This is a genomic window from Actinophytocola sp. (assembly GCF_035634895.1).
Taxonomy (GTDB): Bacteria; Actinomycetota; Actinomycetes; order Mycobacteriales; family Pseudonocardiaceae; genus Actinophytocola.
The window spans coordinates 1-26,310 of the sequence record NZ_DASQCC010000171.1; the positions used below are offsets into that span (position 1 = coordinate 1).

Genomic DNA, 26,310 nt, shown 5'->3' on the forward strand with positions numbered 1-26,310 from the left:
GGAGCAGGGTGCGGACACGTTCATCGAGTGGTGGCACAAGGCTGATCGTGGTGAGTTGGAGCCGTTCGTGCTCGTGGTGGAGGGTTCGATCCCGAACGAGGCGATCAAGAAGGAAGGGTACTGGTGTGGGTTCGGGAACAATCCCGACACCGGCCAGCCCATGACGACCAGCGAATGGCTCGACCGGCTCGCGCCGAAGGCCCTCCTCGTGCTGGCCGTGGGCACCTGCGCGACCTACGGTGGCATCCACGCGATGGCCGGGAACCCGACCGGCGCGATGGGTGTGCCCGACTATCTCGGCTGGGACTGGAAGTCGAAGGCCGGCATCCCGATCGTGTGCGTGCCCGGCTGCCCGATCCATCCGGACAACCTGTCGGAGACGATTCTCTACCTGCTCTACCAGGCCGCGGGGCAGGCGCCGATGATTCCGCTGGACGACCAGCTGCGCCCGACGTGGCTGTTCGGCGCGACCGTGCACGAGGGCTGCGACCGTGGCGGGTACTACGAGCAGGGGCAGTTCGCGAAGGAGTACGGCTCGCCGAAGTGCCTGGTGAAACTGGGTTGCTGGGGCCCGGTCGTCAAGTGCAACGTGCCCAAGCGCGGGTGGATCAACGGGGTCGGCGGCTGCCCGAACGTGGGCGGCATCTGCATCGGCTGCACGATGCCCGGCTTCCCGGACCAGTTCATGCCCTTCATGGACGCGCCACCCGGGTCCCGGGTCTCCTCGACCGGCAGCAAGATCTACGGCGGCGTGATGAGGAACCTGCGCAAGATCACCGAGCGCAAGGCCGACCGCGAGCCGAAGTGGCGGACGAAGGGCCGCGAGCTGACCACCGGGTACCGCGCGGACTGGTGACCGGGAACCGGTGGCGCTGATGGCTGCGACGGATCCGATGGACCGCGCCCGCGAGGTCGCGGACGCGGTCCTGTACGAGGGTTACCTGCTGTACCCGTACCGCGCGTCGGCGACCAAGAACCAGGTGCGCTGGCAGTGGGGCATGCTGATGCCGCCCGTCTTCGCCGGTACCGGCACGGGCGAGCACGCGTGGTCGCGCACCGAGCTGCTCGCCGAGCCCGCCACGGACGCGACGCTGCACGTCCGGGCCAGGTTCCTCCAGCTGCAGCGCCGCATCGTCGAGGTGGGGCCGGACCTGCGGCCGGTGCCGTCGGTGACCGTGGACGGCGTGGAGCACACGACCTGGGACGAGGCCGTCGAGCGGGAGGTCGACGCGGTCCTCGGCATGACCGACCTCCTGGCCGGCGAGACCACGGTGCCGTTCGACGTGCCGGGGGGCGTGGCGCACGAGCCGTTCGACGGCGGCCGCGTCACCCGCCGGCGCGAGCCGCTGGCGGGGGAGATCCGCCTGCGTGCCACCGCGTTGCCGGGCCCGTTCGGCGGCGTGCGGCTGAGTCTCCTGCTGGCCAACCGGTCCACGGCGGCGGCGGAGCACCGCGAGGTGGCCCTGCGGCACGCGCTGATCGCGACGCACACGCTGATGTCGTTGTCCGGCGGGCACTTCCTGTCCGCGACGGACCCACCCGAGTGGGCGTCACGGGCGACCGCCGAGTGCCGGAGCGAACGCGCGTGGCCCGTGCTGGTCGGCGACGCCGTGCTGTGCACGCCGATCATCCTGGCCGACCAGCCCGAGATCGCGGCCGAGAGTGCCGGGAACCTGTTCGACGGCACGGAGATCGACGAGATCCTGACCCTGCGCACGATGACATTGACCGACGAGGAGAAGCGCCAGGCCCGCGCCACCGACCCGCGTGCGGCCGACCTGATCGACCGTGTGGACACCCTGCCACCAGAGCTGCTCGACCGCCTGCACGGCACGATCCGGTACGTCCGCAAGATCACCGGCGAGCAGTCCACCCCGTGGTGGGACCCCGGTGCGGACGAGTCGGTGTCCCCGGAGACCGACACCGTCAGCATCAACGGCGTGGCGGTCGGCAAGGGCTCACGCGTACTGCTGAAGCCGGGCCGCCGGGCCGACGCGCACGACATGTTCCTGGTCAACCGGACCGCGGTCGTGCAGGCCGTCCTGTGCGACGTCGACGACCAGTGGCACCTGGCGGTCACGGTCGAGGACGACGCGGGCGCCGATCTCTACGCCGCGCACGGCCGGTACCGCTACTTCGGCACCGACGAGGTGGAGCCGCTATGACCGTGCTGGTGGCCGGGGTCGGCAACATCTTCCTCGGCGACGACGGTTTCGGCGTCGCGGTCGCCCACCAGCTGTCCACTGTGGAGCTACCCCCACACGTCCGGGTGGTCGACTACGGCGTGCGCGGCATGCACCTGGCCTACGACCTGGCGGGCAGCACGCCGGACCTGACGATCATCGTGGACGCCACCGCGCGGGGCGACCCGCCCGGCACCGTGCACGTCATCGACCTCGCGCTGCCGTCCGCGGTGGACGACTCGACGCTCGTCGACGCGCACGGGATGCAGCCCGACGTCGTGCTCGGGCTCGTGCGGCTGCTCGGCGCCGACCCCGGCCGGGTGCTGCTGGTCGGCTGCGAGCCCGCGGACCTGGCGGAACGCATGGGCCTGAGCCCGGCAGTCGAGAACGCCGTCGATCTGGCGGCCCACGTCGTGACCAACCTGGTCGAGAAGTACCCCTTCGCGTCGGACGAGGAGCTGACATGTGCCTTGGCATCCCTGGGGAAGTGATCGAGATCCTGGCCGACCGCGCGGACCTGGCCCGCGTGGACGTGAGCGGGGTCAAACGGGCGATCAACATCGGGCTGCTGTCCGAGGAGTCGGTCGAACCGGGTGACTGGGTGCTGATTCACGTCGGCTTCGCACTGTCCAAGATCGACGAGGACGAGGCGAAGGCGGCCATGGAGTTCCTCGAGAGCATCGGGAAGGCCTACGAGGACGAGATCGCGGCGTTGCGGGATTCCGAGATCCTCTAGGAGGGACACATGCGGTTCGTCGACGAGTTCCGCGACGCGGACAAGGCTCGTGCGCTGTCCGCCAAGATCGCCGGGCTGTGCGAGCCGGGTCGCGAGTACAAGTTCATGGAGGTGTGCGGCGGTCACACCCACACCATCTACAAACACGGCCTCGAGGACTACCTGCCCGAGAACATCACGCTGGTCCACGGCCCGGGCTGTCCCGTGTGCGTCATCCCCATGGGCCGCATCGACGACTCGATACACATCGCGCGCCGCCCCGGCGTGCTGATGACCTCGTTCGGCGACATGATGCGTGTTCCCGGGAGCGGCGGGAACTTCTTCGACTCCAACGCCGAGGGCACCAACATCCGCATGGTGTACTCGCCGCTGGACTCGCTGAAGGTCGCCAGGCAGAACCCGGACATGCACGTGGTCTTCATGGCCATCGGCTTCGAGACCACCGCCCCCTCCACCGCGATGACCCTGCTGCGCGCGGAGAAGGAGGGCATCGAGAACTTCTCCGTGTTCTGCAACCACATCACGATCATCCCGGCCATCAAGGCGATCCTGGACTCCCCGGACCTGCGGCTGGACGGGTTCATCGGCCCCGGCCACGTGTCCACCGTGATCGGTTGCCGGCCGTACGAGTTCATCGCCCGCGACTACGGCAAGCCGATCGTGGTGGCCGGCTTCGAGCCGCTGGACATCCTGCAGTCGATCTACATGCTCATGCTGCAGCTCACCGAAGGCCGCTCGGAGGTCGAGAACCAGTACTCCCGGGTGGTGCCGTGGGACGGGAACCTCACCGCGCTGCGGGTGATCGCCGAGACCATGGAGCTGCGGCCGTACTTCGAGTGGCGCGGTCTGGGTTTCATCTCGCACTCCGCGCTGCGGCTGCGGGAGAAGTACGCGAGGTTCGACGCCGAGCTGAAGTTCGAGGTGCCGGGCGTGCGGGTGGCCGACCCCAAGGCGTGCCAGTGCGGCGAGGTGCTCAAGGGCGTGCTGAAACCGTGGGAGTGCAAGGTGTTCGGCACCGCGTGCACACCGGAGACACCGATCGGCACCTGCATGGTGTCACCCGAGGGCGCGTGCGCGGCCTACTACAACTTCGGCCGGTTCACGAGGACCCGGGTACGGGAGGCTAGCCTGTCATGAGCGCAGCCTGCGGAGTCTGCCCGCACGAATGGGACTTTCGTACGGGCTCAGGGAGCAGAATCGGCGGCCCGTTCGTTGCCATGGAGGTAGCGTCGGGCAGGGCGGGCGAGGGTCCGTCATGAGCGCGTCGGTGTCCTCTCGCGAGCAACAGGTCCTCGACCGCATCGAGCGGGCCCGCAACCGGCGCGCGAAGGTCAAGGAAGAGCGGATCACCCTGTCCCACGGCTCGGGTGGCAAGGCGACGCAGACGCTGATCGAGGCGATCTTCCTCGACGCGTTCCGCAACCCGCTGCTCGCGCCGCTCGACGACGCCGCGGCGTTCACCGTGGACGGTGCCCGGCTGGCGCTGACCACCGACTCGTTCGTGGTGTCGCCGCTGTTCTTCCCCGGCGGCGACATCGGGGACCTGGCGGTGAACGGCACGGTCAACGACCTGGCGGTGTCGGGCGCGCGCCCGCTGTACCTGACCGCGGGGTTCATCCTCGAGGAGGGCTTCCCGGTCGCCGACCTGAGCCGGATCGTCGACTCGATGCGGGTCGCCGCGGATGCCGCCGGCGTCGCGATCGTGACCGGTGACACCAAGGTCGTGCAGCGGGGCAAGGCCGACGGCTGCTACATCAACACGGCCGGCATCGGCGTGCGGCCGGACTCGGTGGAGCTGGGCATGTCCACGGTCCGCCCCGGCGACGCGGTGCTGGTCTCGGGCCCGATCGGCGAGCACGGCGTGACCGTCATGCTGGCCCGCGGCGAGCTGGACATCGAGGCCGACCTGGTGTCCGACACCGCGCCCGTGCACGGGCTGGTGGCGGACCTGCTCGCGGCGACGCCCGGCGTGCGGGCCATGCGGGACGCCACCCGCGGCGGGGTGGCCACGATCCTCAACGAGGTGGCGCGGGCCGCGGACGTCGCCGTCGTGGTCGACGAGGGTGCCGTGCCGGTCGGCGCCGAGGTGCGGGGCGCGTCGGAGCTGCTGGGCATCGACCCCCTGTACGTGGCGTGCGAGGGCCGCATCGTGGTCGTCGTGGACGGTGGTGAGGCGGACGTGGCGCTGGCGGCGATGCGGGCGCATCCGCTCGGCCGGGAGGCCGCGGTCATCGGGCGCGTGCGCGCCGATCCGCCGGGGCTGGTGCTGCTCAACACCGTGTTCGGCGGGACGCGCATCTGCGACCTGCTGGTGGGCGACCCGCTGCCGAGGATCTGCTGATGCACGAGCTGTCGGTGGCGCAGGGGGTCGTGGACGAGATCCTCGGCAAGCTCGGTGACGTGCCGGTGACGAAGGTCCGGCTCGCGATCGGCCGACGGTCCGGGGTGTTCGTCGACTCGATCCGGTTCTGTTTCGACCTGGTCGTCGAGGACACCTCGCTGGCCGGCGCGGAGCTGGTGGTCGACGAGCCGCCCGGCAACGACCTGCGCATAGTCTCGGTGGAGGTGGTCAGGACATGTGCGGCACCTGCGGCTGCGGCGACGACACCAGGGTGAACGGCCACGGCCACGAGGGTCGCCTGGTCGTGCTCGAGCAGAAGGTGTTGGCCCGCAACGACCACGTGGCGGAGCACAACCGGGAGTGGTTGTCGGCGCGGGACATCGTCGCGGTGAACCTGATGAGCTCGCCGGGCTCGGGCAAGACGACGCTGCTGGAACGGACCATCCGCGAGCTGGGTGGTGCGGTGTCTGTGGTGGAGGGCGACCAGGAGACCGAGTTCGACGCCGAGCGGATCAGGGCCACCGGCGCCCCGGTGGTCCAGGTGAACACCGGCGCGGGCTGCCACCTGGACGCGGACATGCTGGCGCGTGCGTTGCACTCGCTCGACCCCGCGCCCGGCTCGGTCCTGTTCGTGGAGAACGTGGGCAACCTGGTGTGTCCCGCCCTGTTCGACCTGGGGGAGCGGCACCGGGTGGTCGTCATGTCGGTGACCGAGGGAGCCGACAAGCCGCTCAAGTACCCGCACATGTTCAGCACCGCGGACGTCGTGCTGCTGAACAAGACGGACCTGCTGCCCTATGTGGACTTCGACACCGCCCGGTTCACGGATTCGTTGAATCGGGTAAACGAGCACGCCGGTGTGATCAGTGTTTCGGCCACTCGTGGCGACGGTATCCGCGATTGGTACACCTGGCTTCGCCAGGCCGGCCATGATCGGAGTGTCTCGACATGAGCAAGGAACAAGAGGGACATCACGGCTGGGCGCCCGATGTGGGGAAGGGCGGCAGCGAACGCGCGACCGAGGCGAACAAGAAGGCGTTCGGCACACCGTCCAAGGAGACCGGGGAGGGTCGCGTGGTCTCCGACGAGGAACACGCCGGCGTCCTGACTTGGCTCAAATTAGTGCGCACCGCGGTCGTGGATGCGGGTGAGGGCATCGCGGAGGTCGTCGGGTAGCGGGTCGACGGCGGTGAGGGTGTGCTCGCCGGCCTGGATGTTGATGGTGCGGTAGCGACGGGTGGTGCGCACGAACTTCTTGATCGACCAGCCGGTGGTCTGCTCGATCCACCTGCTGACGGCCAGGGCGGCGAACACGACCGTCAGGTGCGCGTCGATCGACTCGCGCTTGTGGTGGTAGATCGGCCGCGCACGTAGGTCGTGTTTAGACATTCGGAACGACTTCTCGATGTGGAACAGTCGGTGGTAGGCGTCGATCACGAACTCGGCGGTGACGTCCGGGAGGTTGGTGACGTAGCCTTTGAGGCCGGCAAGGGCGCGTGCCTTGGCTTCCAGGGTCCGGTTGACACTCTTGGTGGCGCCGGTGAGCTGGATGAACCGGTTGCGTTTGACCGCGGTCTTGCCGGCGACGGCCTGCTCGGCCTTGGCGACCTGTTCGTCGATGCCGTGCAGGGTGCGCCGAGCCCGGTCCGCCCGGTACTGGTAGTAGATGATCTGGTCGCGGCGCTGGTCCTTGGGGCCGGCAGGCCAGGGCTGGGTGAAGATGTGCCCGTCGGGGATCTGCTCATCCGGGTGCTCGTGGCGCCACGCCTGGACCACGTACGGCACGTCGGGTATCCGCGCGCCGAGGATGAACGACAACCCCGCGGCCTCGATGGCCTGCTGGTTGGCCGCAGAGATCATGCCAGCGTCGGCCACGACCGTGACATCAGCCAGCTGGTGGGCATCCATGAACGCACGGATGGTCGGCAGCATCGTAGTGGTCTCGCCCCGGTTGCCCTCGAACGCGCTAACCATCAACGGAAACCCGCTTGCGTCGGTGAGCAGCCCGATCGTGATCTGCGGCTCCAGGCGGCGTTCTTTGGAGAACCCGGGCTCACGGAACCCGTCCCCGGCATCGGTCTCGAAGTACAAGGTGGACACATCGTAGAGAACCAGTGACGCCGGCCCCAGATCAGCGGTGCGGGCGCACGCCGCGGCCAACTTCTGCCGCCAGGACTCTTTCGCGAACGTGGGCAGACGCCGCTTGAGGGTCGCGTACGCCGGCGGGTCGAAACCTGCCTCCTCGACCACCCGCAGACTGTCCAGCTTGCTGGTCGGCTCGACGATCCGTGCCAGCACCAGTAATCGGAACACCTCGTCACCACCAGCGGCCTCCTCGAACCCCAACAGCTGGTAGGCGTGGCCGAGCGCGTCCCACAGGTACCCCATCCGCGACGACGTGATCGCAAGCGGCCCACCACCAGCACCACTGCCGGCCTGCAACGCCGCGAAGTCCGGGCCAAAGTCGAGCTCGGGCTGCCCCACAGCCAGACGCTGCCTCGCCACCGCCTTGAGCGCATCCAACGCCGCATCGTCATGCGCCGAGCCGATGTGCTCGATGTCCCGCGACCCGCGACGCGAGGAGTGCACGATCTGCACCGCCCTGGCCCCCGACGCCGTCTTCACCGTGCGCACATACGCCACGAGAGACAGCCTAGAACCGGCCGCTTAGTGCGCAGATTTTCGCCGTTCACACGACGAAACCGCAGCTCAACAGCCAGCACCCTACCCAAGATCAGCGATCTTGAACCAAAGTCAGGTAAGGTGACGGAATGGTCATGCGGGTGGCGGTTCCCGTGCTGCCGTGCCGAGATGTGCAGGCAGCGCGGTCGTACTTCACGGACGCGCTCGGATTCGACACCATATTCACCTGGGAGACCCCACCTAGCTACGCGGCCGTGATCCGCGACACCGCCGAGTTCCACCTGTACGCCGAAAGCAGCGTCGGCCCGGCCAGGGTGACGGTTGTCGTCGACGACGTCGATTCCTGCCACGACGAGCTGCGCGCCCGCGGCGCCGACATCGTCGAGCCACCGGCTGACCGGCCCTACGGGATGCGCGACTTCAACGTACGGACACCCGATGGGCACTTGTTGATCTTTAGCCAGCCGCTTACCGAGTACGGGTGACCATCAGCGGACCAGCCGGAAGAATGACCGGACCTCGTCGACGAACAACGCCGGCTGCTCGAACGCCGCGAAGTGGCCGCCCTTGCCGGGCTCGTTCCAGTACCGGATGTTCGGGAACCGGCGCTCCGCCCACCGCCGAGACGGGCGCTGCAGCTCCTTGGGGAAGACCGAACAGCCGGTGGGTACGGTCACGGCGCGCCGGCCGACCCGGAGATCCATTCGTTGACCTGCCGGAGGCTTTCCCAGTACAGCCGGGCGGATGAGGCACCGGTGCCGGGCAGCCAGTAGAGCATCAGGTTGTCGAGCAGCTCATCCCGGGTAATAACCCGATGCAGGTCGCCACCGGAGTCGGTCCACGACCAGAACTTCTCGACGATCCAGGCGCAGAGGGCGGCCGGCGAGTCGACCAGCCCGTAGCCGACCGTCTGCGGCCGGGTCGACTGCTGCGCCGAGTATCCGGAGCCCCATTCGTCCGCCTCCCGCAGTGTCGCGAGCGCCGCCCGCTCGGCACCGGTGAGGTCGTCCAACGTGGCCGGATCGGGCGGTGCGAGCGGCGGCATGAGATGGATGCCGGCGACCCGATCGGGTTGCCGTTGACCGATGCTCGTGGCGATGCTAGTGCCCCAGTCGCTGCCCTGGGCGCCGAACCGCCGGTAGCCGAGCCGGGCCATCAGCTCGCACCACGCGTCGGATATCCGCTCGATCCCCCACCCCGGCGCGGCCGGCTTGTCGCTGAAGCCGTAACCGGGAAGCGATGGGCAGACCCCTAGAACCGGCCGCCTAGTGCGCAGATTTTCGCCGTTCACACGACGAAACCGCAGCTCAACAGCCAGCACCCTACCCAAGATCAGCGATCTTGAGCCAAGTCAGGTCCAAGGAGACCGGGGAGGGTCGCGTGGTCTCCGACGAGGAACGCGCCGGCGTCTCCCCGACCGACACCGAGGCGCGGAGCGCGCACGGCGTCGGGGAAAGCACCAGGAAACGCGCCGAGGACTACGGCAAGGAAGGCGAGGAGGGCCGCGTCACCGAGGGTACGAAGGGCGAGTCGCAGCGCCCGTACGGGACCTCTCGCGAACCGTAGGCCGTCAGTTCGCCACCACCCGTACCCGGTGGCTGACGTCGTCGGAGAGGAACGCCGCCAGGCTCCGCCCCTCCTCGGCGACCGCCGTGCGGTCCACGGTGGACAACCGGTGCAACGGGGTGACGACCACCGTGTCCTGCCGGTCGACGGTCCAGGTCGCCGCGACCCGGCCGTCGACCAGCACGACACGCTCTCCGGCGACCGAGAGGCCGCGGTGGTCGTCGTCGATGATCCTGGTGCGGTCGTGGTAGCCGAGGATCGCGTTGTCGAACGCCGGCAGGAACCGCACCGGTGCCGGCGTGTCCGGGTCGGGTCGCGGTGCGTCGGGCAGGTCCAACAGCTCGCGACCTCGTTCGTCTCTGAATGAGACCAATTCCTCGCGGATCGCCGACACCGCGGCCGGGAGCCCGGTGAGGCCGGACCAGGCACGCAGGTCGGCCGTGGCCGCCGGCCCGTACGCGGCCAGGTACCGGCGCACCAGCGCCTGGCCGACCGGGTCGGCGGCGTCCGTGGCGGGTGGGTCGATCTCGCGCCCCAACCACGAGGAGAGCAGGACGTTGCGTACGCCGCCGGCCGTGCGCCACACCCCGCGCGGCGGCGACTGCGCCACCGGGACCAGCGCGGCGACCAGCAGCTCACCCAGCGGCCGGGATGCCGGCCACCGGTCGGCGAGCGTCCTGGTCAGCTCGGTCATCGTGCGGGGCTCGCCGTCGGCCATCACGGCCAGTCCCGCCGCGGCCAGCTGGTCGAGGTCGATCCCGTCGAGCTCGCGGCGGTAGGTGCCGAGCACCCGCTGGCGCAGCATCGAGTCGTGCCGGGCGCGCCAGGCCAGGACGTCGTCGGCGGTGAGCAGGTGGACGGTGCGGCGCATGAGGTGGGTCCGGACCACGCGCCGCCCGGTCAGCAGGTCCGACAGGGCCGCCGGCTCGAACGCCCGCACCCGCGACCAGAGCCCGACGAACGGCTCCTGCGGTTCCTGCGCCTGCAGGCCACAGAGATGCGCGACCGCGTCGAGCACCGGCCCGCCGGCGCGATCGAGGAGCAGCTGCCGGGCGAGCGTCGCACGGTTGAGCGCCCGGGTGTCCAGTACGGTCGTGCCGTGGCGCCCCGGGTTCCGTGCGGGCCGGTCCGACGCACGTATGTTCACGATGGTCCTCTCGGTGTTCGTCAGGGACCATGGTGGCAGAAATGGCGGTCAGGATACGTCCGCTACTCGCGCGGGCGTCCGATTCGACCGTTCGTCGTAACAGGCAGGTTCCGGTTCCCTTCGCTGCGTGATCGCGCGTAGGTTTCCTGCCGTGACTGTGGTTGCCGGGAGATACCGGCTGCTCGGCCGCCTTGGCCAGGGCGGGATGGGCGTGGTGTGGCGGGCATACGACGAGCTCCTGCGGCGGGACGTCGCCGTCAAGGAGCTCCATGTCCGGATCGGCGTCGACGGGGACTTCCAGTCCCGCCAGGTGTTGCGGGAGGCGCGGGCGGCCGCGCGCCTGCGGCATCCCGGCGTCGTCGCCGTGCACGACGTGGTGGTGGACGACGGCCGCCCGCTGATCGTGATGGAGCTGATCGACGGCCCCTCCCTCGCCCAGCTCATCCGCACGGACGGCCCGCTGCCGGAACAACGCGTCGCCGAGATCGGGGTCCGGGTCCTTGCCGCGCTGTCCGTGGCACACGAGCAGGGCGTCGTGCACCGCGACGTCAAGCCGGGCAACATCCTGCTCGACGGGGACCGGATCGTGCTCACCGACTTCGGCATCGCGGTCATGGCCAGTGACACCACCCTCACCACCTCGGTCCTCGGCTCGCCGGAGTACCTCGCGCCGGAACGCGTCAACGGCGAACCCGCCACCCCCGCCACCGACCTGTGGTCCCTCGGCGTCACGCTCTGCGCCGCCCTCCGCGGCGAGTCACCCTTCCAGCGCTCCGACACCCAGGCCACCCTCGCCGCGGTGCTCACCTACGCGCCGCCGCCCATCCCGCGCGCCCCGCGCCTCTGGCCGGTCCTCGACGCGATCCTCAGCAAGGACCCGGAACCACGGCCCACCGCCGCCCAGGCGGGTGCGATGCTCGCCGCCGTCGCCGGGATCCCGGCCGCCTCGGGCGAGGCCATCACCCTGCCGGTCGCCGACCCGGTCCCCGTCCGGGTGCCCGGGCCCACCAAGCGCAGGCAGATGGTCGCCCTCCTCGCGGTGGTCGGGGTCGTCGCGGCCGGTGGGGCCTGGTTCGTCCTGCGGTCCGACGGGGACCACGGCGGTGCCAGAAACCCCGCCACGTCAACCGTTCCCGCGCCACCCGGCTTCGTCGGGTTCCGCGGCGACGGGTTCACGATCGCGGTGCCGCGTGGCTGGTTCAAGGACGCGTCCGGCGGGAGCGACATCTTCTGGGTGAGCGACCCGCACGACAAGGCCACCGTGCTCGCGCACGTCGAGTGGTGGGGCGACGTCGAGCCCGGCGGCGCCCACGGCGTGCTGGACGGGTTCGAGAAAGGCGAGTTCACCATGGACTTCTACTCGAACTACCGGCGGATCACGCTCGACGAGAAGTCCGCCCCCGACGGCATGACCGCCGCCGAGCTGGAGGCGACCTACCACGTGAGCGACGACGGCGGGATCGACGTGCACGACCTGATGCACGCGGTCGTCACCGACGAGAGCACCTACATCCTCACCCTCTCCGCGCAGGGCGGCGACGCCGCGACGGCCGAGCGGCTCTGGCAGGAGAACGTCGACGAACTGACCAAGATCGGCGACAGCTTCCGTGTCACCTCGTGACGATGTCCTAGGCTTCCGCATCGTGCTGCGAGTCACCGTGGGGGGGACGGATCTGCCGACCGTGGTCGTCGGGTCCGGTGAGACGCTGCTCATCGGCCGCGCTCCGCAGGTTCCCGACGCCAGGCCTACCGCCCAGCTGCGGTTCAGCGCCTACCCGCTGCCGGACTGCACCCCGCACGTCTCCCGGATGCTCGGCGAGGTGATCGTCGGCGACGAGACCGTGCGGCTGCGCTGGCACGGTGGCAACGAGGCGCAGCTGTCCAGCATGCTCGACGCGCCGGCCGGCGCCCGGCGCGTGGTGCTGACCGAGGACATGTCCGTCCAGCTCGACGACGGCGAGAACCACCTGCTCGTCCTGCGGGGCAAGCAGGTCGGCAACACGCACGCCGACCGCCTGCTGATCGTCGAGGTGACGCGCACCGACACCGAGTCGACGCGACCGATCCCGCTGCCGGCACTGGTGGACCGCGACGCCGCGCCGACGAAGGACGCCCCGGGGCTGGTCCCGTACGGCCGCGAGTGGTTCGTCGCGCTCGCGCTGGCCGAGCCGTGGCTGACCGGCGCGGACGACTACCCTCGGCCGCCGACCAACCGGGAGATCTACGAGCGCGTGCTCGCCTGGCACGGCTACGCGTGGAACCTCGAACGGGCGCAACGGGTCGACGACGCGATCCGGCGCGTCGCCGGGGTCGCGTTCGGCCCGCACGACGACCCGTTCCGCGCCCCGCCCGGTCGCCAGGTGCGCAACGTCCGCTTCGCCGTCGGCCGGCGCGCGGCGGAGGTGCGGCTCGTCACGGCCGAGGACCTCTCCGCGGCGAACCACGCCGCCACCCGCCGGCGCAGAGGCGGACACTAGCTCACCGCGTCCCGGACCGCGTTGTAGACGTCGAGCAGTGCCGCGGTGACCGGGACCAGGCCGATCAGCACGAGGTACTCCAGGATGTCCAGCCACCGCGCACGGAACGGCGAGCTCGCGCCCCGCACCACCCTGCCCGCGTACACCACGCACAGCGCCCCCGCGACCCCGAGCGCGGTGGCGATCGTCAGCAGCCAGTCACTGTCCACAGTGGACGACAGACGGACCCCGAGCCCGGTCAGCACCACCAGCCCGACGGTCACCAGCGACACCCGCTGCGCCGCGGCCGCGTAGGACCGGGACCGCAGCAGCCACGCGGTCCCGACCAGGCCGGCCAGCACCGCCGACCACACCGTGCCGTCCCCGAGCACCACCACACAGCAGCCGGCCGCGGCGACACCGAGCGCGGTCACCAGCGCGCTCAGCAGGTCGGCCGCCGAGGACGTCGCGCCGAGGACCTCCGAGCCGAGCGCGGGCCGCTCGTCCGCGCGGAAGGCGTCCATGTCCACCGGCACGTCGGGCAGCGGCAGCCCGGCCATCCGCAGGGAGATCAGCGGCGCGAACGCGGTGAGCGCGGTCAGCACCGTCACCGCGACCGCCGCCGCGGCCACCGGCTCGGCGTCGAGCAGCGACACCGCGGCGGCCACCAGCGCGCCGGCACCCGACGCGACCGCGGCCGCGACGAACCACACGTGCCGGTGCACCACCACGGCGGCGAGCACCGCGTGCAACGTCACCGCGGCGAGCCCGACGGCGACCGGCTCCGCGTGGAACGACACCACGTGCGGCGGCAGTGTGGTGAGTCCCGCCGCGAGGGCGGCGGCGATGCCTGTGCCGGCGCACGAGCAGGCGGCGGGCACGTCCCGGTACGCCCGCGCCAGCGCGGCGCCGGTCAGCAGCAGCGCCACGGCGAGCACGCCGGTGTGGACCGGCGCCCGCGCCCCGCCGGACAGCGCCGCGAGCAGGAATGCCGTCACACCCGTGAAGAGCAGCGCGGCCGACGCCAGCCCGAGCCGCCGGCCGACGGTCGGCCGCCACGCGCCCCGCCTGGTCCGCGCGGCGCTCGCGATCGCGTCCACGACGTCGTCGAACAGCAGCGGCGTGGCCGGACCGGCGTGCGCGGTGAGGTGCAGGATCTCGCCGTCGGCGAGCGCGGCCGCGGCGACGGTCAGCCCGGGCGGCAGCGGTGGCCCGCCGACACGGGACAGCGACCAGCCCGTGGCGTCCGGCGCGGTCCGCACCGGGGCACCCGAGAGCCGGACCAGCTGCGGCACCAGCTCGGCGAGCGTGCACTGCACCGGCAGCGCCACGTCCATCCTGGCTCGCGGCGCCACGACGGTGACCCGGCGCAACCCGGACGCCGACACCACGGTCGGCACGGTCAACGACATCCTCGCGATCCCTCTACTCGGTGCTGGGGACTGACCCTTGTTCGCGGTGCGAGCACCCGCACCTTCGCCGCGACACGACCGTCACTCACCGAACCCGGGGAGGCGGACCGGTCAGGCGTTCCCCGATGTCCAGGATCGGGGCGAACCGCGCCTCGGTGGCCCTGGCCAGGCGGCGCTGGGCATCCCTGACCGCCTCGACCACCAGGCCGCCGACGTCGTGGGCGTCGTAGCGGCGCAGCGCGTCCGGGTCGATCGTCACCTCGGTGAGCTCACCGGTGCCACGCATGGTCGCGACGACCTCGTGCCCGCGGGAGCGGCCCTGCACCGTCATCGCCTCGATCGCCAACCTGGCCTGCTCGACGTCGTCCTGCTGGCGGGCCAGCTGTGCCACCATGTCCGCGACCTCGGGGTCGGTCCAACCCGCTGTGTCCACAGTGGACCTCCTCATGCGGCGTTGCCGGTCTGGCCGAACAGCGACGACAGCGTGTTGGACAGCGACTTCATCGTCGAGTCGGCCGCCTGCTGCGCGCCGTTCCTGGCCTGCTTCGCCTGGCTGAACGCGCTCATGATCGCCGCGGCGATCATGGCGATCTTCAGCGCGATCATGCTGGGCGGGTGGTTCGGCAGCGCCTTGGCCGCCTGGATGGCCTGCTGCATCTGCTGGATGATCTGCTGCATCTGCTGCCCGAAGTCCTGCTTGGTCTGCTCGTTCTGGCTCTTCGCGCGCTCCAGCGCCTGCGCGGACTGCTGGAGGCGCTGGTTCTCCTGGTCGAGCTCGCGCTTGAGGATGTCCACCAGCTCCTTGGTCAGCCGCGTGGTGGTGTCGTTGCACGACTGGTACGCGTTGCCCTGCCAGTTCTGGCCGAGGCCGTTCACGATCTGGTTCGTCGACGAGGCGGTGTCGCCGACCTCGCTCGCGCACCGCGCGCACTCGTCCGCCTTCGCCCGCAGCTCGGCCGGGTCGCCGGTCACCTTCCTGATCGCCTCGTCCAGGTACTGGTTGCCGTCGTCCCGGACGTTGATCACGATCACCGCTCGTTCTTCGCCGAAGCTCATCCCCACACCTCCGTTCCCGGCGAGCGTATGGCGGCGGCACCGGCGGCGCGGACGGCAAAAATACCCACCCGCGAACGGCAGGCCCGTGGGCATGATGCGGTCATGGCCCGACCCCGCCCGCACGCGCCGGAGCCACCGGCGGGCGAGATCACGCTGGAGTCCCCACCGGGCCTGGTGCGGGGCAACCCGCAGGCGATGATGCACCTGCTGTTCATGGTGCCGATGATGCTCGGCATGGGCGGCATGTCGTTCGTCTACATCGGACGCAACGGCGGGGTGATGACCTACCTGTTCGGCGGGCTGTTCCTGCTCGTCATGATCGGCATGGTCACGATGGCGCTCGCCGGCGGCCGGCACGCGACGAAGGCCAGGATCAACGAGGAGCGGCGGGACTACCAGCGCTATCTCGCCGGCCTGCGCAAGCAGGTCTACGACGTCGCCGAACGCCAGCGGCTCGCCACCGGCTTCGCCCAGCCGGCCCCCGCCGACCTGTGGGCGTTCGCCGGCGGCCACGAGGCGTGGGAGCGGCGGCGCTCCGACGCCGTGTTCGGGCAGGTCCGGATCGGCAGCGGTCCCCAGCGGCTCGCCACCCCGCTGCGCCCGCCGCACACCGCGCCGCTCGAGGACCTGGACCCGGTTTCGGCGACGTCGCTGCGGCACTTCATCCGCGCGTACTCGACCGTGCCGGGCCTGCCCGTCGCCATCTCCCTGCGTGCCTTCGCCCGCATCGGCGTCAGCGGCCCCCGTGACCCCGTGCTCGACCTGGTGCGGGCCATGCTCGCGCAGGCGGCGACCTTCCACGCGGCCACCGACCTGCGCATCGGGCTGTGCGTCGCGCAGGACCGGACCGCGGACTGGGAGTGGCTGAAGTGGCTGCCGCACGCTGCCCACGCGAGCGACACCGACGCGGTCGGCCCGGTCCGTCTGGTGGCGAGCGACCTGGACGCGCTGGCGGAGCTGTTCGACAGCGAACTGGGCACGAACCTGGCCGGCCGCCCGCCGTTCACCCGGCAGGGCGGCATGGGTTTCGACGCGCCCCACCTCGTGGTCGTGGTCGATGGCGGCCGCACCCACGGCTCCACCCGGGTCCCGGCCGGGACGGGACTGCACGGCGTGACGATCGTCGACGTCACGACGTCCGCGCCGGCGGAACCGGCGCCGAACGGGTTGTTCCTGCACCTGGACCAGGGCCGGCTGGGCATGCTCGTGGAGTCCGGCGACACCGCCCGGCTCGGCTTCCTCGGCACCCCGGACGTGCTGGACACCATCGGGGCCGAGGCCGTCGCGCGAGGACTCGCACCCCGGTTCCGCAGCGCGGGCCCGGCCCCGGAAAATCCGCTGGCCAGCACGTTCGGCCTGCCCGGCCTACTCGGGCTCGGCGACCCGCGCGACACCGACCCGGCCATCACCTGGCGCCCCCGCTCCGCACGCGAACGCCTGCGCGTCCCGCTCGGCCTCGACCCGCACGGCCAGCCGATGGAGCTGGACCTGAAGGAGTCGGCCGAGAACGGCATGGGCCCACACGGTCTGGTTATCGGCGCCACCGGCTCCGGCAAGAGCGAGCTGCTGCGCACCCTCGTCACCGGCCTGGCGGTGACCCACTCGTCGGAGACGCTCAACCTCGCGCTCATCGACTTCAAGGGCGGCGCGACGTTCGCCGGGATGACCGACCTGCCACACACGTGCGCGGTGATCACCAACCTGTCCGAGGAGCTGCCGCTGGTCGACCGCATGGGCGACGCGCTCAACGGCGAGCTGGTCCGGCGCCAGGAACTGTTGCGGGCCGCGGGAAACTACGCCTCGGTCCGCGACTACGAGCGCGCTCGCGCGGCCGGCGCGGACCTGGCGCCGGTCCCCGCCCTGTTGGTGATCATCGACGAGTTCAGCGAGCTGCTGTCCGCCCGCCCGGAGTTCATCGACCTGTTCGTCCAGATCGGACGGCTGGGCCGCAGTCTCGCGGTGCACCTCCTGCTGGCGTCGCAGCGCCTGGAGGAGGGCCGGCTGCGCGGGCTGGAGGCACACCTGTCCTACCGGATCGCGCTGCGTACGTTCTCCGCGTCGGAAAGCCGGGCCGTCCTGGGGGTACAGGACGCGTACCAGCTCCCGGCCGTGCCGGGCTCCGCGTACCTCAAGACGGACACGGACACGTTGCTGCGGTTGAAGACCGCGTACGTCTCCGGTGAGCTGCCCCCACGTGCCAACGGCGACGACACGGTCGTCTCACCCGGCAGCGAGGTGCTGTCGTTCACGCTCGCGCCGGCGCCGGCGCCGGTGCCGCCCCGACCCGTCGCGATCGCGGTGTCCGGCGACCCGCGAAAGGGCACCGGCGAGACGATCATGGGTGCGATGCTGGGCGCCCTCATCGGCAAGGGCCCGGCCGCACACCAGATCTGGCTGCCGCCGCTGGCCGAGCCGCCGACACTGGACCAGCTGCTGCCCCCGCTCGCCGTGGACCCGCGGCGTGGCCTGTGCCCGGCGGGGTGGGCGGGCAACGGGAAGCTCGTGGTGCCGGCGGCCATGGTGGACAAGCCGTTCGAGCAACGCCGCGACCCGTTGTGGCTGGACCTCACGGCCGCGGCCGGGAACGTGCTGCTCATCGGCGCGCCCCAGAGCGGCAAGAGCACGTTCCTGCGTGCGCTGATCAGCTCGCTGGCGCTGACCCACACGCCCGCGGAGGTGCAGTTCTTCCTGCTGGACATGGGTGGCGGCGCGCTCGGCCAGGTCGCGGAGCTGCCACACGTGAGCGGTCACGCCGTGCGCAGCGACGTCGAGAGCTGCCGGCGGATCGTCGCTGAGGTGGCGAGCCTGCTCACCGCGCGGGAGCTGCTGTTCGCGCAGGCCCGCATCGACTCGGTGGCCGCGTTCCGCCAGCGCAGGGCCGGCATCAGGGAGGACCCCGAGGGCGGCCGCGAGTTCGGCGACGTGTTCCTGGTGATCGACGACTGGGCCGTGGTCCGCCAGGAGTTCGACTATCTCGAGCCCACGATCATCCGCCTGGCCCAGCGCGGTCTGGGTTTCGGCATCCACGTGGTCGCGTCGACGACGTGGTGGCTGAACATGGGCACCCCGCTGCGCGACAGCCTGGGCACCCGGGTCGAGCTGCGCCTCGGCGACCCCGGCGACTCCATGATCGACCGCAGGGCCGCGCAGAACGTCCCGGCCAGCAGGCCCGGCCGCGGCATCAACCAGGAGAAGCTGCACATCCTGGGCGCACTGCCCAGAGTGGACGGTGACCAGCGCGTGGACACCCAGGGCGCCGGCACGAAGGACATGGTGTCCCGGATCAACGCCGCATGGCAGGGCCCGCCGGCGCCCCCGCTGCGCCTCCTGCCCCGCACGGTGCCACTGGAAAGCCTCGGCGGGACGACCGGAATCCCACTGGGCCTGGCGGAGACGGACCTGAAGCCGGTCGCGCTGGACTTCGCCAACGAGCCGCACTTCCTGGCGTTCGCCGACGTGGAGTCCGGGAAGACCGCGCTGCTGCGGGCGATCGCGAAGGGCGTGACCGAACGGTTCACGCCGGCGCAGGCGCGGGTGATCCTCGTGGACTACCGCCGCGGCCTGCTGGGCGCGGTGGGGGAGGAGCACCTGCTCGGCTACGCCGGCTCGGAACCGGTCCTGACCGACCTGGTGGCCCAGGTGGCGACGGCGATGCGGGAGAGGCTGCCCGGCCCGAACGTCACCCCGGAGCAGCTGCGGCGGAGAAACTGGTGGCGGGGCAGGGAGTTGTACCTGCTCGTCGACGACTACGAGCTGGTCGCCGCGCCGGGCAGGCTGGTCCACCCGTTCGCCCCGCTGCTGGAGTTCCTGCCGCACGCCAGGGACATCGGCCTGCACCTGATCGTCACCCGCGGTGTGGGCGGCGCGGCACGGGGAATGTTCGACCCGGTGATCCAACGCCTCCGCGAGCTGGGGTCCCCGGGCCTGGTCATGTCCGGCACCCGCGACGAGGGCGTCCTGCTGGGCGACGTCCGTCCCAGCCCCCAACCACCCGGCCGCGGCACCCTTATCCGCCGCCGCGGCACCCCGGTCATGATCCAGGTGGCCTGGACACCCCCCACTGAGTAAGCCGGTTTTGCACACAAGGCCTGCACCCGACCAGGAGTGACCTCCGGGGACGTGATGGCACCCAGCCACAGTCCACTCCAAACCCGCACCAACGCCCGGAACGCAACCAACACTCAAAACCCCCGGGGAGGCGGAACTGTGGGTAAAAGTGCCGTGGGGTGCTTGTGGCGCTCGACATAGGTTCGATTTCGAAAGGAGGAATCCATGGCACCCCAAGGACTCCAGCTCGACCAGCAGGTCATGTCGAAGGCGGCGAAGGACTTCAACGACACGTCCACCGCCATCCGGGACCTGATGACGAGGCTGAACTCGGACGTGGCGGGCCTGGTCGGCGCGACGACGCACTTCAACGGCTCGCAGCGTCTCGCGTTCGACCAGAACCAGGTCCTGCTGAACGAGAAGATCAAGACGGCCGGGCACGAGCTCACCGTCATCGCCGACAAGTTCACCCAGACCATGGCCACGCACGCGCAGAACGCGGACGACCAGGCGCAGAAGCTGAACCAGGTGGCCTCGCCGCTCCAGACCGGGCCGGGCGCGGTCGTCGCCGGGCTGAACGCTTGAAGGGAGAGACCGAATGACAACGTCAGCCGGACCGTCCGCGGGCACCGTCACGATGAACTACGGCGCCGTCAGCGGGGCGGGAGAGAAGCTGGTCCAGTACGGCGGGGAGATCAACAACGCGCTCCAGTCGCTGGACACCGCGCTGGGTCCGGTGCGTGAGACCTGGTACAACTCCGGCAGCCAGTCCGGTGTGGAGGCGCAGGCGGCCGAGAGCAACCTGCGTGCGTCGCTCGTCGCGATCGCGGAGATCATCGGCCGGATCGGGTCGTTGCTCGGCAACTCGGCCGTCGAGGCGGCCGATCTCGACAACGCGCTCAGCAACGGTTTCCGGAACCACGGCCAGGGGATGAGCACGACTTCCTACGCCTGACACAGCACGGGAGCGGCCGGGTCGGCACGGCCCGGCCGCGGGTGTGAGGAGATGCCATGACAGCGGAATCGTTCGCCGTCGACCTCGGTGCGCTCACCGGCTTCGCGACCGAGCTGAGCACGCAGCTCGGCGGGATGGCCGCGCCCATCGGTCAGCTGGTGGCGCTCGTGGAGCGCCAGCTGCGGCTCGGCGCGTTCGGCGAGGCCCACGCGCTCGGGAAGCGCCACCACGAGGCGGTCGCGGAGCTGCACACGCTGATGTCGCAGGCCCGCGACGCGATCGAGTTCGCGCAGGAGGTGACCGGCATGGTCGGCAAGGCCTACCAGAACTACGACGACAACGCGGCCGGCACGCTCAACGCCGTCACCGGCGCCGTCGCCAACACCGTCGGCCCGGTCGTCGACACCGTCGACGCGGTGGCGGGCGGAAAGTTGTCCATTGTGGACACGAAGGCCTGAGCCCATGTACCGCGACAACCACCACGGCCACCAGAACCACCACGGCCGGCCCGGTCACGGTCCGCGCCGCGACCACCATCCCAAGACGAACTTCCCCCGCTACAGCCATCCCCAGCTGTACCAGATGCTGCACGACGGCGACGAGTCGACGGCACGCTCCGCCGCGGACCAGTGGGACGGCGTCGGCGCCCGGCTGCACGAGCAGGCCGGGAACCTGGAGACCAAGCTCGCCGCGTTCCGTGCGCAGTGGCAGGGCGGCGCGGCCGAGCAGTACCAGCTGATGATCACCGACCTGAGCGCCGGTCTGCGCCGGATCGGCGACGCCATGTTCGCCATGCGGGACACCGACCACGAGGCGGCCGACTCCCTGGTGACGGCCAAGGCGAACATGCCACCCCCCTCGGCGGTGCCGGACATCTCCCCGGCCACCGTGTACCTGGCGACCACGCCCGTCGAGGTCGACCCGATGGCGTCCACCCAGGACGTGGCGGCGCTGCGGCAGCGACAGGCGGACGCGTCGGCGGAGCTGGCCGGCTACCAGCAGGCGGTGCAGACGGCCGACTCCGCGCACGCCAGAGCGGTCGCGGTGATGAACGAGCTGTCCGTCGAGTACCAGGTGGCCGGCGACGACATGCCGGTGACACCGCAGGCCGGGACGCGGAACGTGCCGGTGGACGACGGTTCCGGCGAGGCGGTCGCGGCGGACGAGGACGAGGTGGACGCCGACGGCAGGACCGCGCCGCCGGTGTTCGGCACCATGTTCACCGCGGGTGTCGCCGCCGCGGCCGCCGCCACGGCGGGACGGCTGGGCATGAAGCTCGTGCCTAAGGTGCCCGACTGGGCCAAGAAAGCCAACAAGGACAAGCAGGACAAGGCGAAGACCGAGGCGGCCGCGGTGAAGGGCGGCGGTGGGCTCGGCGGACTCGGCAAGCTCGGCGGCGGAATCGGCGGGTTCGGCGGCAACGCTCCCCTCCCGGTCGCCAGTCCCGGCATGCTCAGTGGCACCTCCGCCGCCGGGCAGGCGGCCGCGGCTCTCCGTGCCGCCGCCGGGGCGGCCGGGGCGGGCGCGTCGATGCCGTTCATGCCGTTCATGCCGTTCGCCCCGATGGGCGCGAACGGCGCGAACGCACGGCGCGTCCCGCCCTGGCTGACCGAGACCGAGGACGTCTGGGGCGAGTCCGCCGTCATCACCCCGCCCGTGCTGGGGGAGGACCCGCCGCAGGACCGGCGCCGGCCGACCGACTTTTCGTTCTGAGGAGACCTCGTCATGCCGAATCTGAGCCACCAGGAGATCGCGCAGCTCGCGGCGGACGCCGGGTTCACCGGGTCGGACCTCGAGATCGCGGTGGCCGTGTCGATCGCCGAGAACCGCCATGGCCGGACCGACCTGCTGGGCGACCTGAACATCCAGACCGCCGAGTACGGGCCGTCGGTGGGGTTGTGGCAGATCCGTTCCGTCAACCCGGGCCATGGCAACGCGTTCGACCACGCGCACCGCGACCAGCAGGCCAACCTGGACCCGGCCACGAACGCCGCCAACGCGTACGCGATCTACACGAACCCCCGGGGCAAGGGGTGGCGCGAGTGGAGCACGTACAAGGACGGGAAGTACCAGCAGTACCTGGACCAGGCCCGGGTCGCGATCGGCACCGGGTCGCCGCCGCTCCCCGCCAGGCGCGGCGACGCGGGCGGCGGTTCCGGCGGCAACGGGATGAGCGCGACGCTGCGGGAGCTGGCCGGCTCGCTGCCCAAGCTTCTCGACCAGAGCAACCGCCTCGGCAACGTGGCCAGGCAGGCCCAGCAGACGGCGGCTCGCGGCGGTGCGTTCGGCGACGTGCCCGGCTCTCGGGTCGCCGAGCAGGGCAACCAGCGCAACGCCGGCCAGAGCGCCAAACGGGCGGACGGCGCCCGGACCCGCATGGACGAGGTACACGACGGCGTCAAGGACAGCGGCGCCAGGTACGAGCAGTACGACCAGGACCAGGGGCAGCGGCAGGACCAGCAGAAGATCCAGATCGACAACGCGTACGACGCGTACCAGAACTACGCCTGACCTCGACAGGAGTGAGCAGCGATGGCCATCCCACCCGACTCCGCAGGCTCGCCGATCGAGGTGACGCACGAGTCCCTCCACGCGGCGGCGACGGACACGTTGCCGGAGCAGCGGACCCAGCTCGGCAACACCCGCCAGACCGTGACCTCCCGGCAGGTTCCGGCCGAGGCGTTCAGCGAGCTGGGTGAAGAGGCGAGCGCCGGCCACAACCGCAACATCAAGGCCATCACCGACAGGCTGACCAACGCGGAGGACCGGTACGCAGCGGTGATCCAGGGCATCGGCGACACCACCAGGAAGTTCCAGGACTTCGACGAGGACCAGGCCGCGCGGCAGAAGGAGCAGAACGTCCAGCTCGCCGCCGCCAAGAAGCAGAAGCAGGTCTCCCAGAACGGCTGGCCGGTCGACCCGGCACTGACGACGCGGACGATCCCGGGTTCCGGCAGGCGCATGACGATGGCCGCCGGGGCGGCCGGTGACCTGCTGAACCACGTGGCCGGACAGTTGCAGCAGCGGGTCGAGTCCTTCGACCTCCAGGGCCCGCCGGGCGACGAGTTCGACGACGGCGGCTACAACCACCGCGCCATCGGCGGGAGCCGCACGCTGTCCAACCACGCGAGCGGGACGGCGTTCGACATGAACACCAGCCGGCACCCGCAGCATGCGTCCGCCACGTTCACCCCCGCACAGGTCAACGAGATCCACTCGATTCTCGGCGAGGTGGACAACGTGGTGCGGTGGGGCGGCGACTTCAGCCCCGGCCGGGTCGACGAGATGCACTTCGAGATCAACGGCTCGTCGGCGGAGGTCACCCGCGTGTGGAACCGCATCCGCGCGGAGATCGAGAACACGCCGTAGGCCGAGTGGAGCTGTCCGGTGTGGACACAGAAGGACCGTATCCAGGCGTACCAGTTCCTGCGCCGCAGGCTGGTGTCCGCGCTGGTCGCGGCGGACGCGAACGACCCGGTCTCGCCGTCGAAGCGGCTGGTGCTCGGCACCGCGATCGGGGTCGCCGTGACCGTCCTGGCGTCCGCGGTGTTCGGCATCATCGGGCTGCTGGCCCCGGCCCGCGCCGAGAAGTGGCGCGAGGGTGGGCAGGTGATCGTGGAGAAGGAGACCGGCGCGCGGTTCGTCATGGGTGCGGACGGCCTGCTCCACCCCGTGCTGAACTACGCGTCGGCGCGGCTGCTGGCGGGTTCGGACGGCGGCGCGACCGTGACCGTGCCGGCGAAGACGCTGAGCGGCGTGCCGAGGGGCACGGGCGTCGGCATCGCCGGCGCGCCCGACTCGTTGCCGGCGACCAGCCGCCTGCACCGGGGCCCGTGGACCAGGTGCACCCGGCACTCACCGGACCGTCCCGCCGGCGACGCGCCGATCTCGACCGTCCTGTTGGGACGGTCCGCGCCGGGCGTCGCGCTGCGCGGCGACCAGGCGATCGTGGCCGGACTGCCGACGGGGGAACGGTTCCTGCTCGTCGGCGGGCACCGGCACCGGCTGCCCGACCAGCCGGCGGTCGTGGCACTCGGCCTGTCCTCGGCCGAGATCGTCGACGTGGCACCGCCCTGGCTGAACACGATCCCGGCCGGGCGCGACCTGCGGACGGTCACGATCCCCCGTGTCGGCCAGGCCGGGCCCGTCGTCGGTGCGACCCCCACCCGGATCGGCCAGGTGCTCTCGACCGGCGCGGGCGAGCTGTACCTCGTGCGTGCCGAAGGGCTCGCGGTGACCACCGAGACCGAGGCGTGGCTGATGCTGGGTGGCCCGGGTGGTGCCGCGGCCTACCCGGGCGACCGGCCGCACCCGCTGCCGGTCGCCGCGGCGGACGTGGCGGCCGCACCCCGCGTCGCCGCCGAGCACGGCTACCCGGCACGGCTGCCCCGGCCGGTGCCGATCAGTCCACATGCGACGGTGTGCGCGGACCGCGAGTGGATCTCGGTGAGCACCGGCCTGCCCGCCGGCGCCGCGCCGGTCACCATGAACGCGCCCGGCGCCGCGACCGAGGTGTCCGTGCCGGGCGGGCACGGCGCGGTGGTGGCCGAGCAGCCGGCGCCCGGGGCGTCGTCCGGGACCGTGTACGTGATCACCGACACCGGGATGAAGTACCCGGTGAGCGGCGCCGAGGCCCGGGCGGCGCTCGGCTACGGCGGGGTCGGACCGGTGGGTGTGCCGGCGGCGGTGCTGGCACTGTTCCCGACCGGCGTGACGCTCGACCCGGCGCAGGCACGGCGGACTCTCACCAGTTGACGGAACAAAACGGAACTTTCCATCGTGGCGAAATAGGAGCCGGCTTCTAGTGTCGTCGTCATGGGGCAGACGACGGTCGGCGTGATCGACAACCACCCGCTGTACCGGGCGGCTCTGGCGCGGCTCGTCGCCGAGACGCCGGACCTGGAGCTGTGCGCGGCGGCGGGTTCGGTCGCCCGGTTCGTCACCGAGCGACACTGCCCGAACTGCCTGGTGCTGCTGGACTTCGAGCTGCCGAGACCCCGCGGCGCGGCGGCCGTGCGGACCATGATCGGGCTGGGCCACCGGGTGCTGGTGCTCTCGGCCGGCGCCGGCCACGACGACGCCGGCGCTGCCATGGCCGCCGGTGCCGTGGGTTACCTGGACAAGTCGGCGGAGGCCGGGGACATCCTGGAGGCCGTGCGGCAGGTGGCGGTCGGCGTCCGGTACGGGCCGGCGTCGCCGCCGCCGCGTCGGCACCTCGAGCTGTCCGATCGTGAGGTCGACGTGCTGGCCTGCGTGGCGGCGGGGGAGCGGGACGAGGACATCGCGGGGAGCCTGCGGATCAGCGTGCGCACCGTACGGTCCTATCTGGACAGGATTCGCGACAAGACCGGGCTGCGTAGGCGGTCCGCCCTGACGAGGTACGCGATCGAACAGGGCATCGTCGCCCCGGCCGACCATCTGTCCGCGTCATGACCGGAGCGCGGCTGCTCGTGGCGATCGGGGTGCTGATGGCGGTCACGCCACCGGCCGCCGCCGCGGCCGTGCGGCAGTGCGCGGTCCCGGCCGGGGTGTACCGAGACGCCGCGGGCTGGGCGCAACGCCTGACCGACCCGGCGCGCATCTGGCCGCTGACCAACGGCGCGGGCGCGTTGGTCGCGGTCCTGGGCACCGGGGTCGACGCGGGAAACACGCAGTTCGCACGCGGCCAGGTCGTCGCGGGCTCGGACGGCGACGACTGCGACGGCCGCGGCACGTTCGCCGCCGGGATCGTCGCGGCCCGCCCCAACCCGTCGACGACGTTCACCGGG

29 protein-coding genes and 1 pseudogene are annotated in these 26,310 nt (G+C 71.2%); 23 read left to right on the forward strand and 7 right to left on the reverse strand.

Translation table 11 applies throughout. The features are described from left to right. The 9 genes from VET29_RS25300 to VET29_RS25340 all read left to right on the forward strand — a co-directional run. On the forward strand, positions 1 to 856 hold an 856-nt coding region (locus tag VET29_RS25300; RefSeq protein ID WP_324924762.1), incomplete at its 5' end, for a hydrogenase expression protein HypE. Positions 857 to 875: 19 nt separating this feature from the next. Beyond that, on the forward strand, positions 876 to 2,165 hold the full coding sequence (locus tag VET29_RS25305; protein WP_324924764.1) for a hypothetical protein: 1,290 nt from the start codon (positions 876 to 878) through the stop codon (positions 2,163 to 2,165). Beyond that, positions 2,162 to 2,674: a hydrogenase maturation protease gene (locus VET29_RS25310; protein ID WP_324924766.1), complete on the forward strand. Its 513-nt coding sequence runs from the start codon at positions 2,162 to 2,164 to the stop codon at positions 2,672 to 2,674. Before VET29_RS25305 ends, VET29_RS25310 begins: the two co-directional genes overlap by 4 nt. Continuing rightward, positions 2,647 to 2,919: a HypC/HybG/HupF family hydrogenase formation chaperone gene (locus VET29_RS25315; protein ID WP_324924768.1), complete on the forward strand. Its 273-nt coding sequence runs from the start codon at positions 2,647 to 2,649 to the stop codon at positions 2,917 to 2,919. The genes VET29_RS25310 and VET29_RS25315 overlap by 28 nt, the downstream gene beginning before the upstream one ends. A 9-nt stretch (positions 2,920 to 2,928) precedes the next feature. Then, positions 2,929 to 4,056, forward strand: coding sequence for a hydrogenase formation protein HypD (gene hypD, locus VET29_RS25320; RefSeq protein ID WP_324924770.1), 1,128 nt, complete (start codon positions 2,929 to 2,931; stop codon positions 4,054 to 4,056). 118 nt (positions 4,057 to 4,174) lie between these two features. Then, complete coding sequence (gene hypE / locus VET29_RS25325; RefSeq protein WP_324924772.1) at positions 4,175 to 5,260, forward strand: hydrogenase expression/formation protein HypE; 1,086 nt, start codon at positions 4,175 to 4,177, stop codon at positions 5,258 to 5,260. Then, the gene (locus VET29_RS25330) at positions 5,260 to 5,535 is read left to right on the forward strand and encodes a hydrogenase maturation nickel metallochaperone HypA (protein WP_324924774.1); all 276 of its coding nucleotides are present in this window, start codon (positions 5,260 to 5,262) and stop codon (positions 5,533 to 5,535) included. The genes hypE and VET29_RS25330 overlap by 1 nt, the downstream gene beginning before the upstream one ends. Beyond that, positions 5,496 to 6,212, forward strand: coding sequence for a hydrogenase nickel incorporation protein HypB (hypB, locus tag VET29_RS25335; RefSeq protein ID WP_324924776.1), 717 nt, complete (start codon positions 5,496 to 5,498; stop codon positions 6,210 to 6,212). The genes VET29_RS25330 and hypB overlap by 40 nt, the downstream gene beginning before the upstream one ends. Then, positions 6,209 to 6,436, forward strand: a complete 228-nt coding sequence (locus VET29_RS25340) for a hypothetical protein (protein ID WP_324924778.1) — start codon at positions 6,209 to 6,211, stop codon at positions 6,434 to 6,436. Before hypB ends, VET29_RS25340 begins: the two co-directional genes overlap by 4 nt. Here the strand turns inward: VET29_RS25340 and VET29_RS25345 are convergent. Next, complete coding sequence (locus VET29_RS25345; protein ID WP_422652965.1) at positions 6,380 to 7,903, reverse strand: IS1634 family transposase; 1,524 nt, start codon at positions 7,901 to 7,903, stop codon at positions 6,380 to 6,382. The two genes, VET29_RS25340 and VET29_RS25345, sit on opposite strands and share 57 nt — an antisense overlap. A gap of 128 nt (positions 7,904 to 8,031) precedes the next feature. Here VET29_RS25345 and VET29_RS25350 point away from each other — a divergent pair, with 128 nt between their 5' ends. Continuing rightward, positions 8,032 to 8,388, forward strand: coding sequence for a VOC family protein (locus tag VET29_RS25350; protein ID WP_284742606.1), 357 nt, complete (start codon positions 8,032 to 8,034; stop codon positions 8,386 to 8,388). A gap of 3 nt (positions 8,389 to 8,391) precedes the next feature. On the opposite strand, the gene VET29_RS25355 is transcribed toward VET29_RS25350, so the two are convergent. Both VET29_RS25355 and VET29_RS25360 read right to left on the reverse strand, forming a co-directional pair. Then, positions 8,392 to 8,580, reverse strand: a complete 189-nt coding sequence (locus VET29_RS25355; RefSeq protein ID WP_207709950.1) for an alpha/beta fold hydrolase — start codon at positions 8,578 to 8,580, stop codon at positions 8,392 to 8,394. Further along, the gene (locus VET29_RS25360; RefSeq protein WP_324924783.1) at positions 8,577 to 9,194 is read right to left on the reverse strand and encodes an alpha/beta fold hydrolase; all 618 of its coding nucleotides are present in this window, start codon (positions 9,192 to 9,194) and stop codon (positions 8,577 to 8,579) included. Before VET29_RS25360 ends, VET29_RS25355 begins: the two co-directional genes overlap by 4 nt. Before the next feature lie 50 nt (positions 9,195 to 9,244). On the opposite strand from VET29_RS25360, the gene VET29_RS25365 reads away from it, so the two are divergent. Continuing rightward, on the forward strand, positions 9,245 to 9,469 hold the full coding sequence (locus tag VET29_RS25365) for a hypothetical protein (protein WP_324924785.1): 225 nt from the start codon (positions 9,245 to 9,247) through the stop codon (positions 9,467 to 9,469). Positions 9,470 to 9,473: 4 nt separating this feature from the next. Here the strand turns inward: VET29_RS25365 and VET29_RS25370 are convergent, their stop codons facing one another. Beyond that, positions 9,474 to 10,616, reverse strand: a complete 1,143-nt coding sequence (locus VET29_RS25370) for a winged helix DNA-binding domain-containing protein (RefSeq protein WP_414636599.1) — start codon at positions 10,614 to 10,616, stop codon at positions 9,474 to 9,476. 151 nt (positions 10,617 to 10,767) lie between these two features. On the opposite strand from VET29_RS25370, the gene VET29_RS25375 reads away from it, so the two are divergent. Both VET29_RS25375 and VET29_RS25380 read left to right on the forward strand, forming a co-directional pair. Next, on the forward strand, positions 10,768 to 12,237 hold the full coding sequence (locus VET29_RS25375; RefSeq protein WP_324924787.1) for a serine/threonine-protein kinase: 1,470 nt from the start codon (positions 10,768 to 10,770) through the stop codon (positions 12,235 to 12,237). 22 nt (positions 12,238 to 12,259) lie between these two features. Next, positions 12,260 to 13,093, forward strand: coding sequence for a hypothetical protein (locus tag VET29_RS25380; protein ID WP_324924789.1), 834 nt, complete (start codon positions 12,260 to 12,262; stop codon positions 13,091 to 13,093). Here the strand turns inward: VET29_RS25380 and eccD are convergent. The 3 genes from eccD to VET29_RS25395 form a co-directional block, all read right to left on the reverse strand. Beyond that, entirely contained in the window at positions 13,090 to 14,484 is a 1,395-nt protein-coding gene (gene eccD, locus VET29_RS25385) for a type VII secretion integral membrane protein EccD (protein WP_324924791.1), read from the reverse strand. The genes VET29_RS25380 and eccD overlap by 4 nt on opposite strands. A gap of 85 nt (positions 14,485 to 14,569) precedes the next feature. Beyond that, positions 14,570 to 14,917 carry a YbaB/EbfC family nucleoid-associated protein gene (locus VET29_RS25390; protein ID WP_324924792.1) on the reverse strand — a complete coding sequence of 116 codons (348 nt, stop codon included), beginning with the start codon at positions 14,915 to 14,917 and terminating at the stop codon, positions 14,570 to 14,572. A gap of 11 nt (positions 14,918 to 14,928) precedes the next feature. Further along, positions 14,929 to 15,540 carry a WXG100 family type VII secretion target gene (locus VET29_RS25395; RefSeq protein ID WP_324924794.1) on the reverse strand — a complete coding sequence of 204 codons (612 nt, stop codon included), beginning with the start codon at positions 15,538 to 15,540 and terminating at the stop codon, positions 14,929 to 14,931. Between the two features lie 102 nt (positions 15,541 to 15,642). Here VET29_RS25395 and eccCa point away from each other — a divergent pair, with 102 nt between their 5' ends. From eccCa to VET29_RS25445, 10 genes and pseudogenes are all read left to right on the forward strand, one after another. Then, positions 15,643 to 19,608, forward strand: a complete 3,966-nt coding sequence (eccCa, locus tag VET29_RS25400) for a type VII secretion protein EccCa (protein ID WP_324924796.1) — start codon at positions 15,643 to 15,645, stop codon at positions 19,606 to 19,608. A 204-nt stretch (positions 19,609 to 19,812) separates the two neighbouring features. Next, positions 19,813 to 20,172 carry a WXG100 family type VII secretion target gene (locus tag VET29_RS25405; RefSeq protein ID WP_324924798.1) on the forward strand — a complete coding sequence of 120 codons (360 nt, stop codon included), beginning with the start codon at positions 19,813 to 19,815 and terminating at the stop codon, positions 20,170 to 20,172. Positions 20,173 to 20,185: 13 nt separating this feature from the next. Then, positions 20,186 to 20,542: a hypothetical protein gene (locus VET29_RS25410; RefSeq protein ID WP_324924800.1), complete on the forward strand. Its 357-nt coding sequence runs from the start codon at positions 20,186 to 20,188 to the stop codon at positions 20,540 to 20,542. A 56-nt stretch (positions 20,543 to 20,598) separates the two neighbouring features. Then, complete coding sequence (locus tag VET29_RS25415; RefSeq protein WP_324924802.1) at positions 20,599 to 21,000, forward strand: hypothetical protein; 402 nt, start codon at positions 20,599 to 20,601, stop codon at positions 20,998 to 21,000. A 4-nt stretch (positions 21,001 to 21,004) separates the two neighbouring features. Beyond that, on the forward strand, positions 21,005 to 22,255 hold the full coding sequence (locus VET29_RS25420) for a WXG100 family type VII secretion target (RefSeq protein WP_324924804.1): 1,251 nt from the start codon (positions 21,005 to 21,007) through the stop codon (positions 22,253 to 22,255). A gap of 12 nt (positions 22,256 to 22,267) precedes the next feature. Beyond that, complete coding sequence (locus VET29_RS25425) at positions 22,268 to 23,053, forward strand: hypothetical protein (protein WP_324924806.1); 786 nt, start codon at positions 22,268 to 22,270, stop codon at positions 23,051 to 23,053. A 21-nt stretch (positions 23,054 to 23,074) separates the two neighbouring features. After that, positions 23,075 to 23,911 (forward strand): M15 family metallopeptidase, encoded by an 837-nt coding sequence (locus tag VET29_RS25430; protein WP_324924808.1) that lies wholly within the window; start codon positions 23,075 to 23,077, stop codon positions 23,909 to 23,911. Positions 23,912 to 23,929: 18 nt separating this feature from the next. Next, a complete protein-coding gene (gene eccB / locus VET29_RS25435) occupies positions 23,930 to 25,297 on the forward strand; it encodes a type VII secretion protein EccB (protein WP_324924810.1) in 1,368 nt (455 codons plus the stop codon). 60 nt (positions 25,298 to 25,357) lie between these two features. Then, entirely contained in the window at positions 25,358 to 25,975 is a 618-nt protein-coding gene (locus VET29_RS25440) for a response regulator transcription factor (RefSeq protein WP_324924812.1), read from the forward strand. Beyond that, positions 25,972 to 26,310 (forward strand): annotated as a pseudogene (locus tag VET29_RS25445) (peptidase S8); the annotation flags it as partial. The gene VET29_RS25440 and the pseudogene VET29_RS25445, both read left to right, overlap by 4 nt.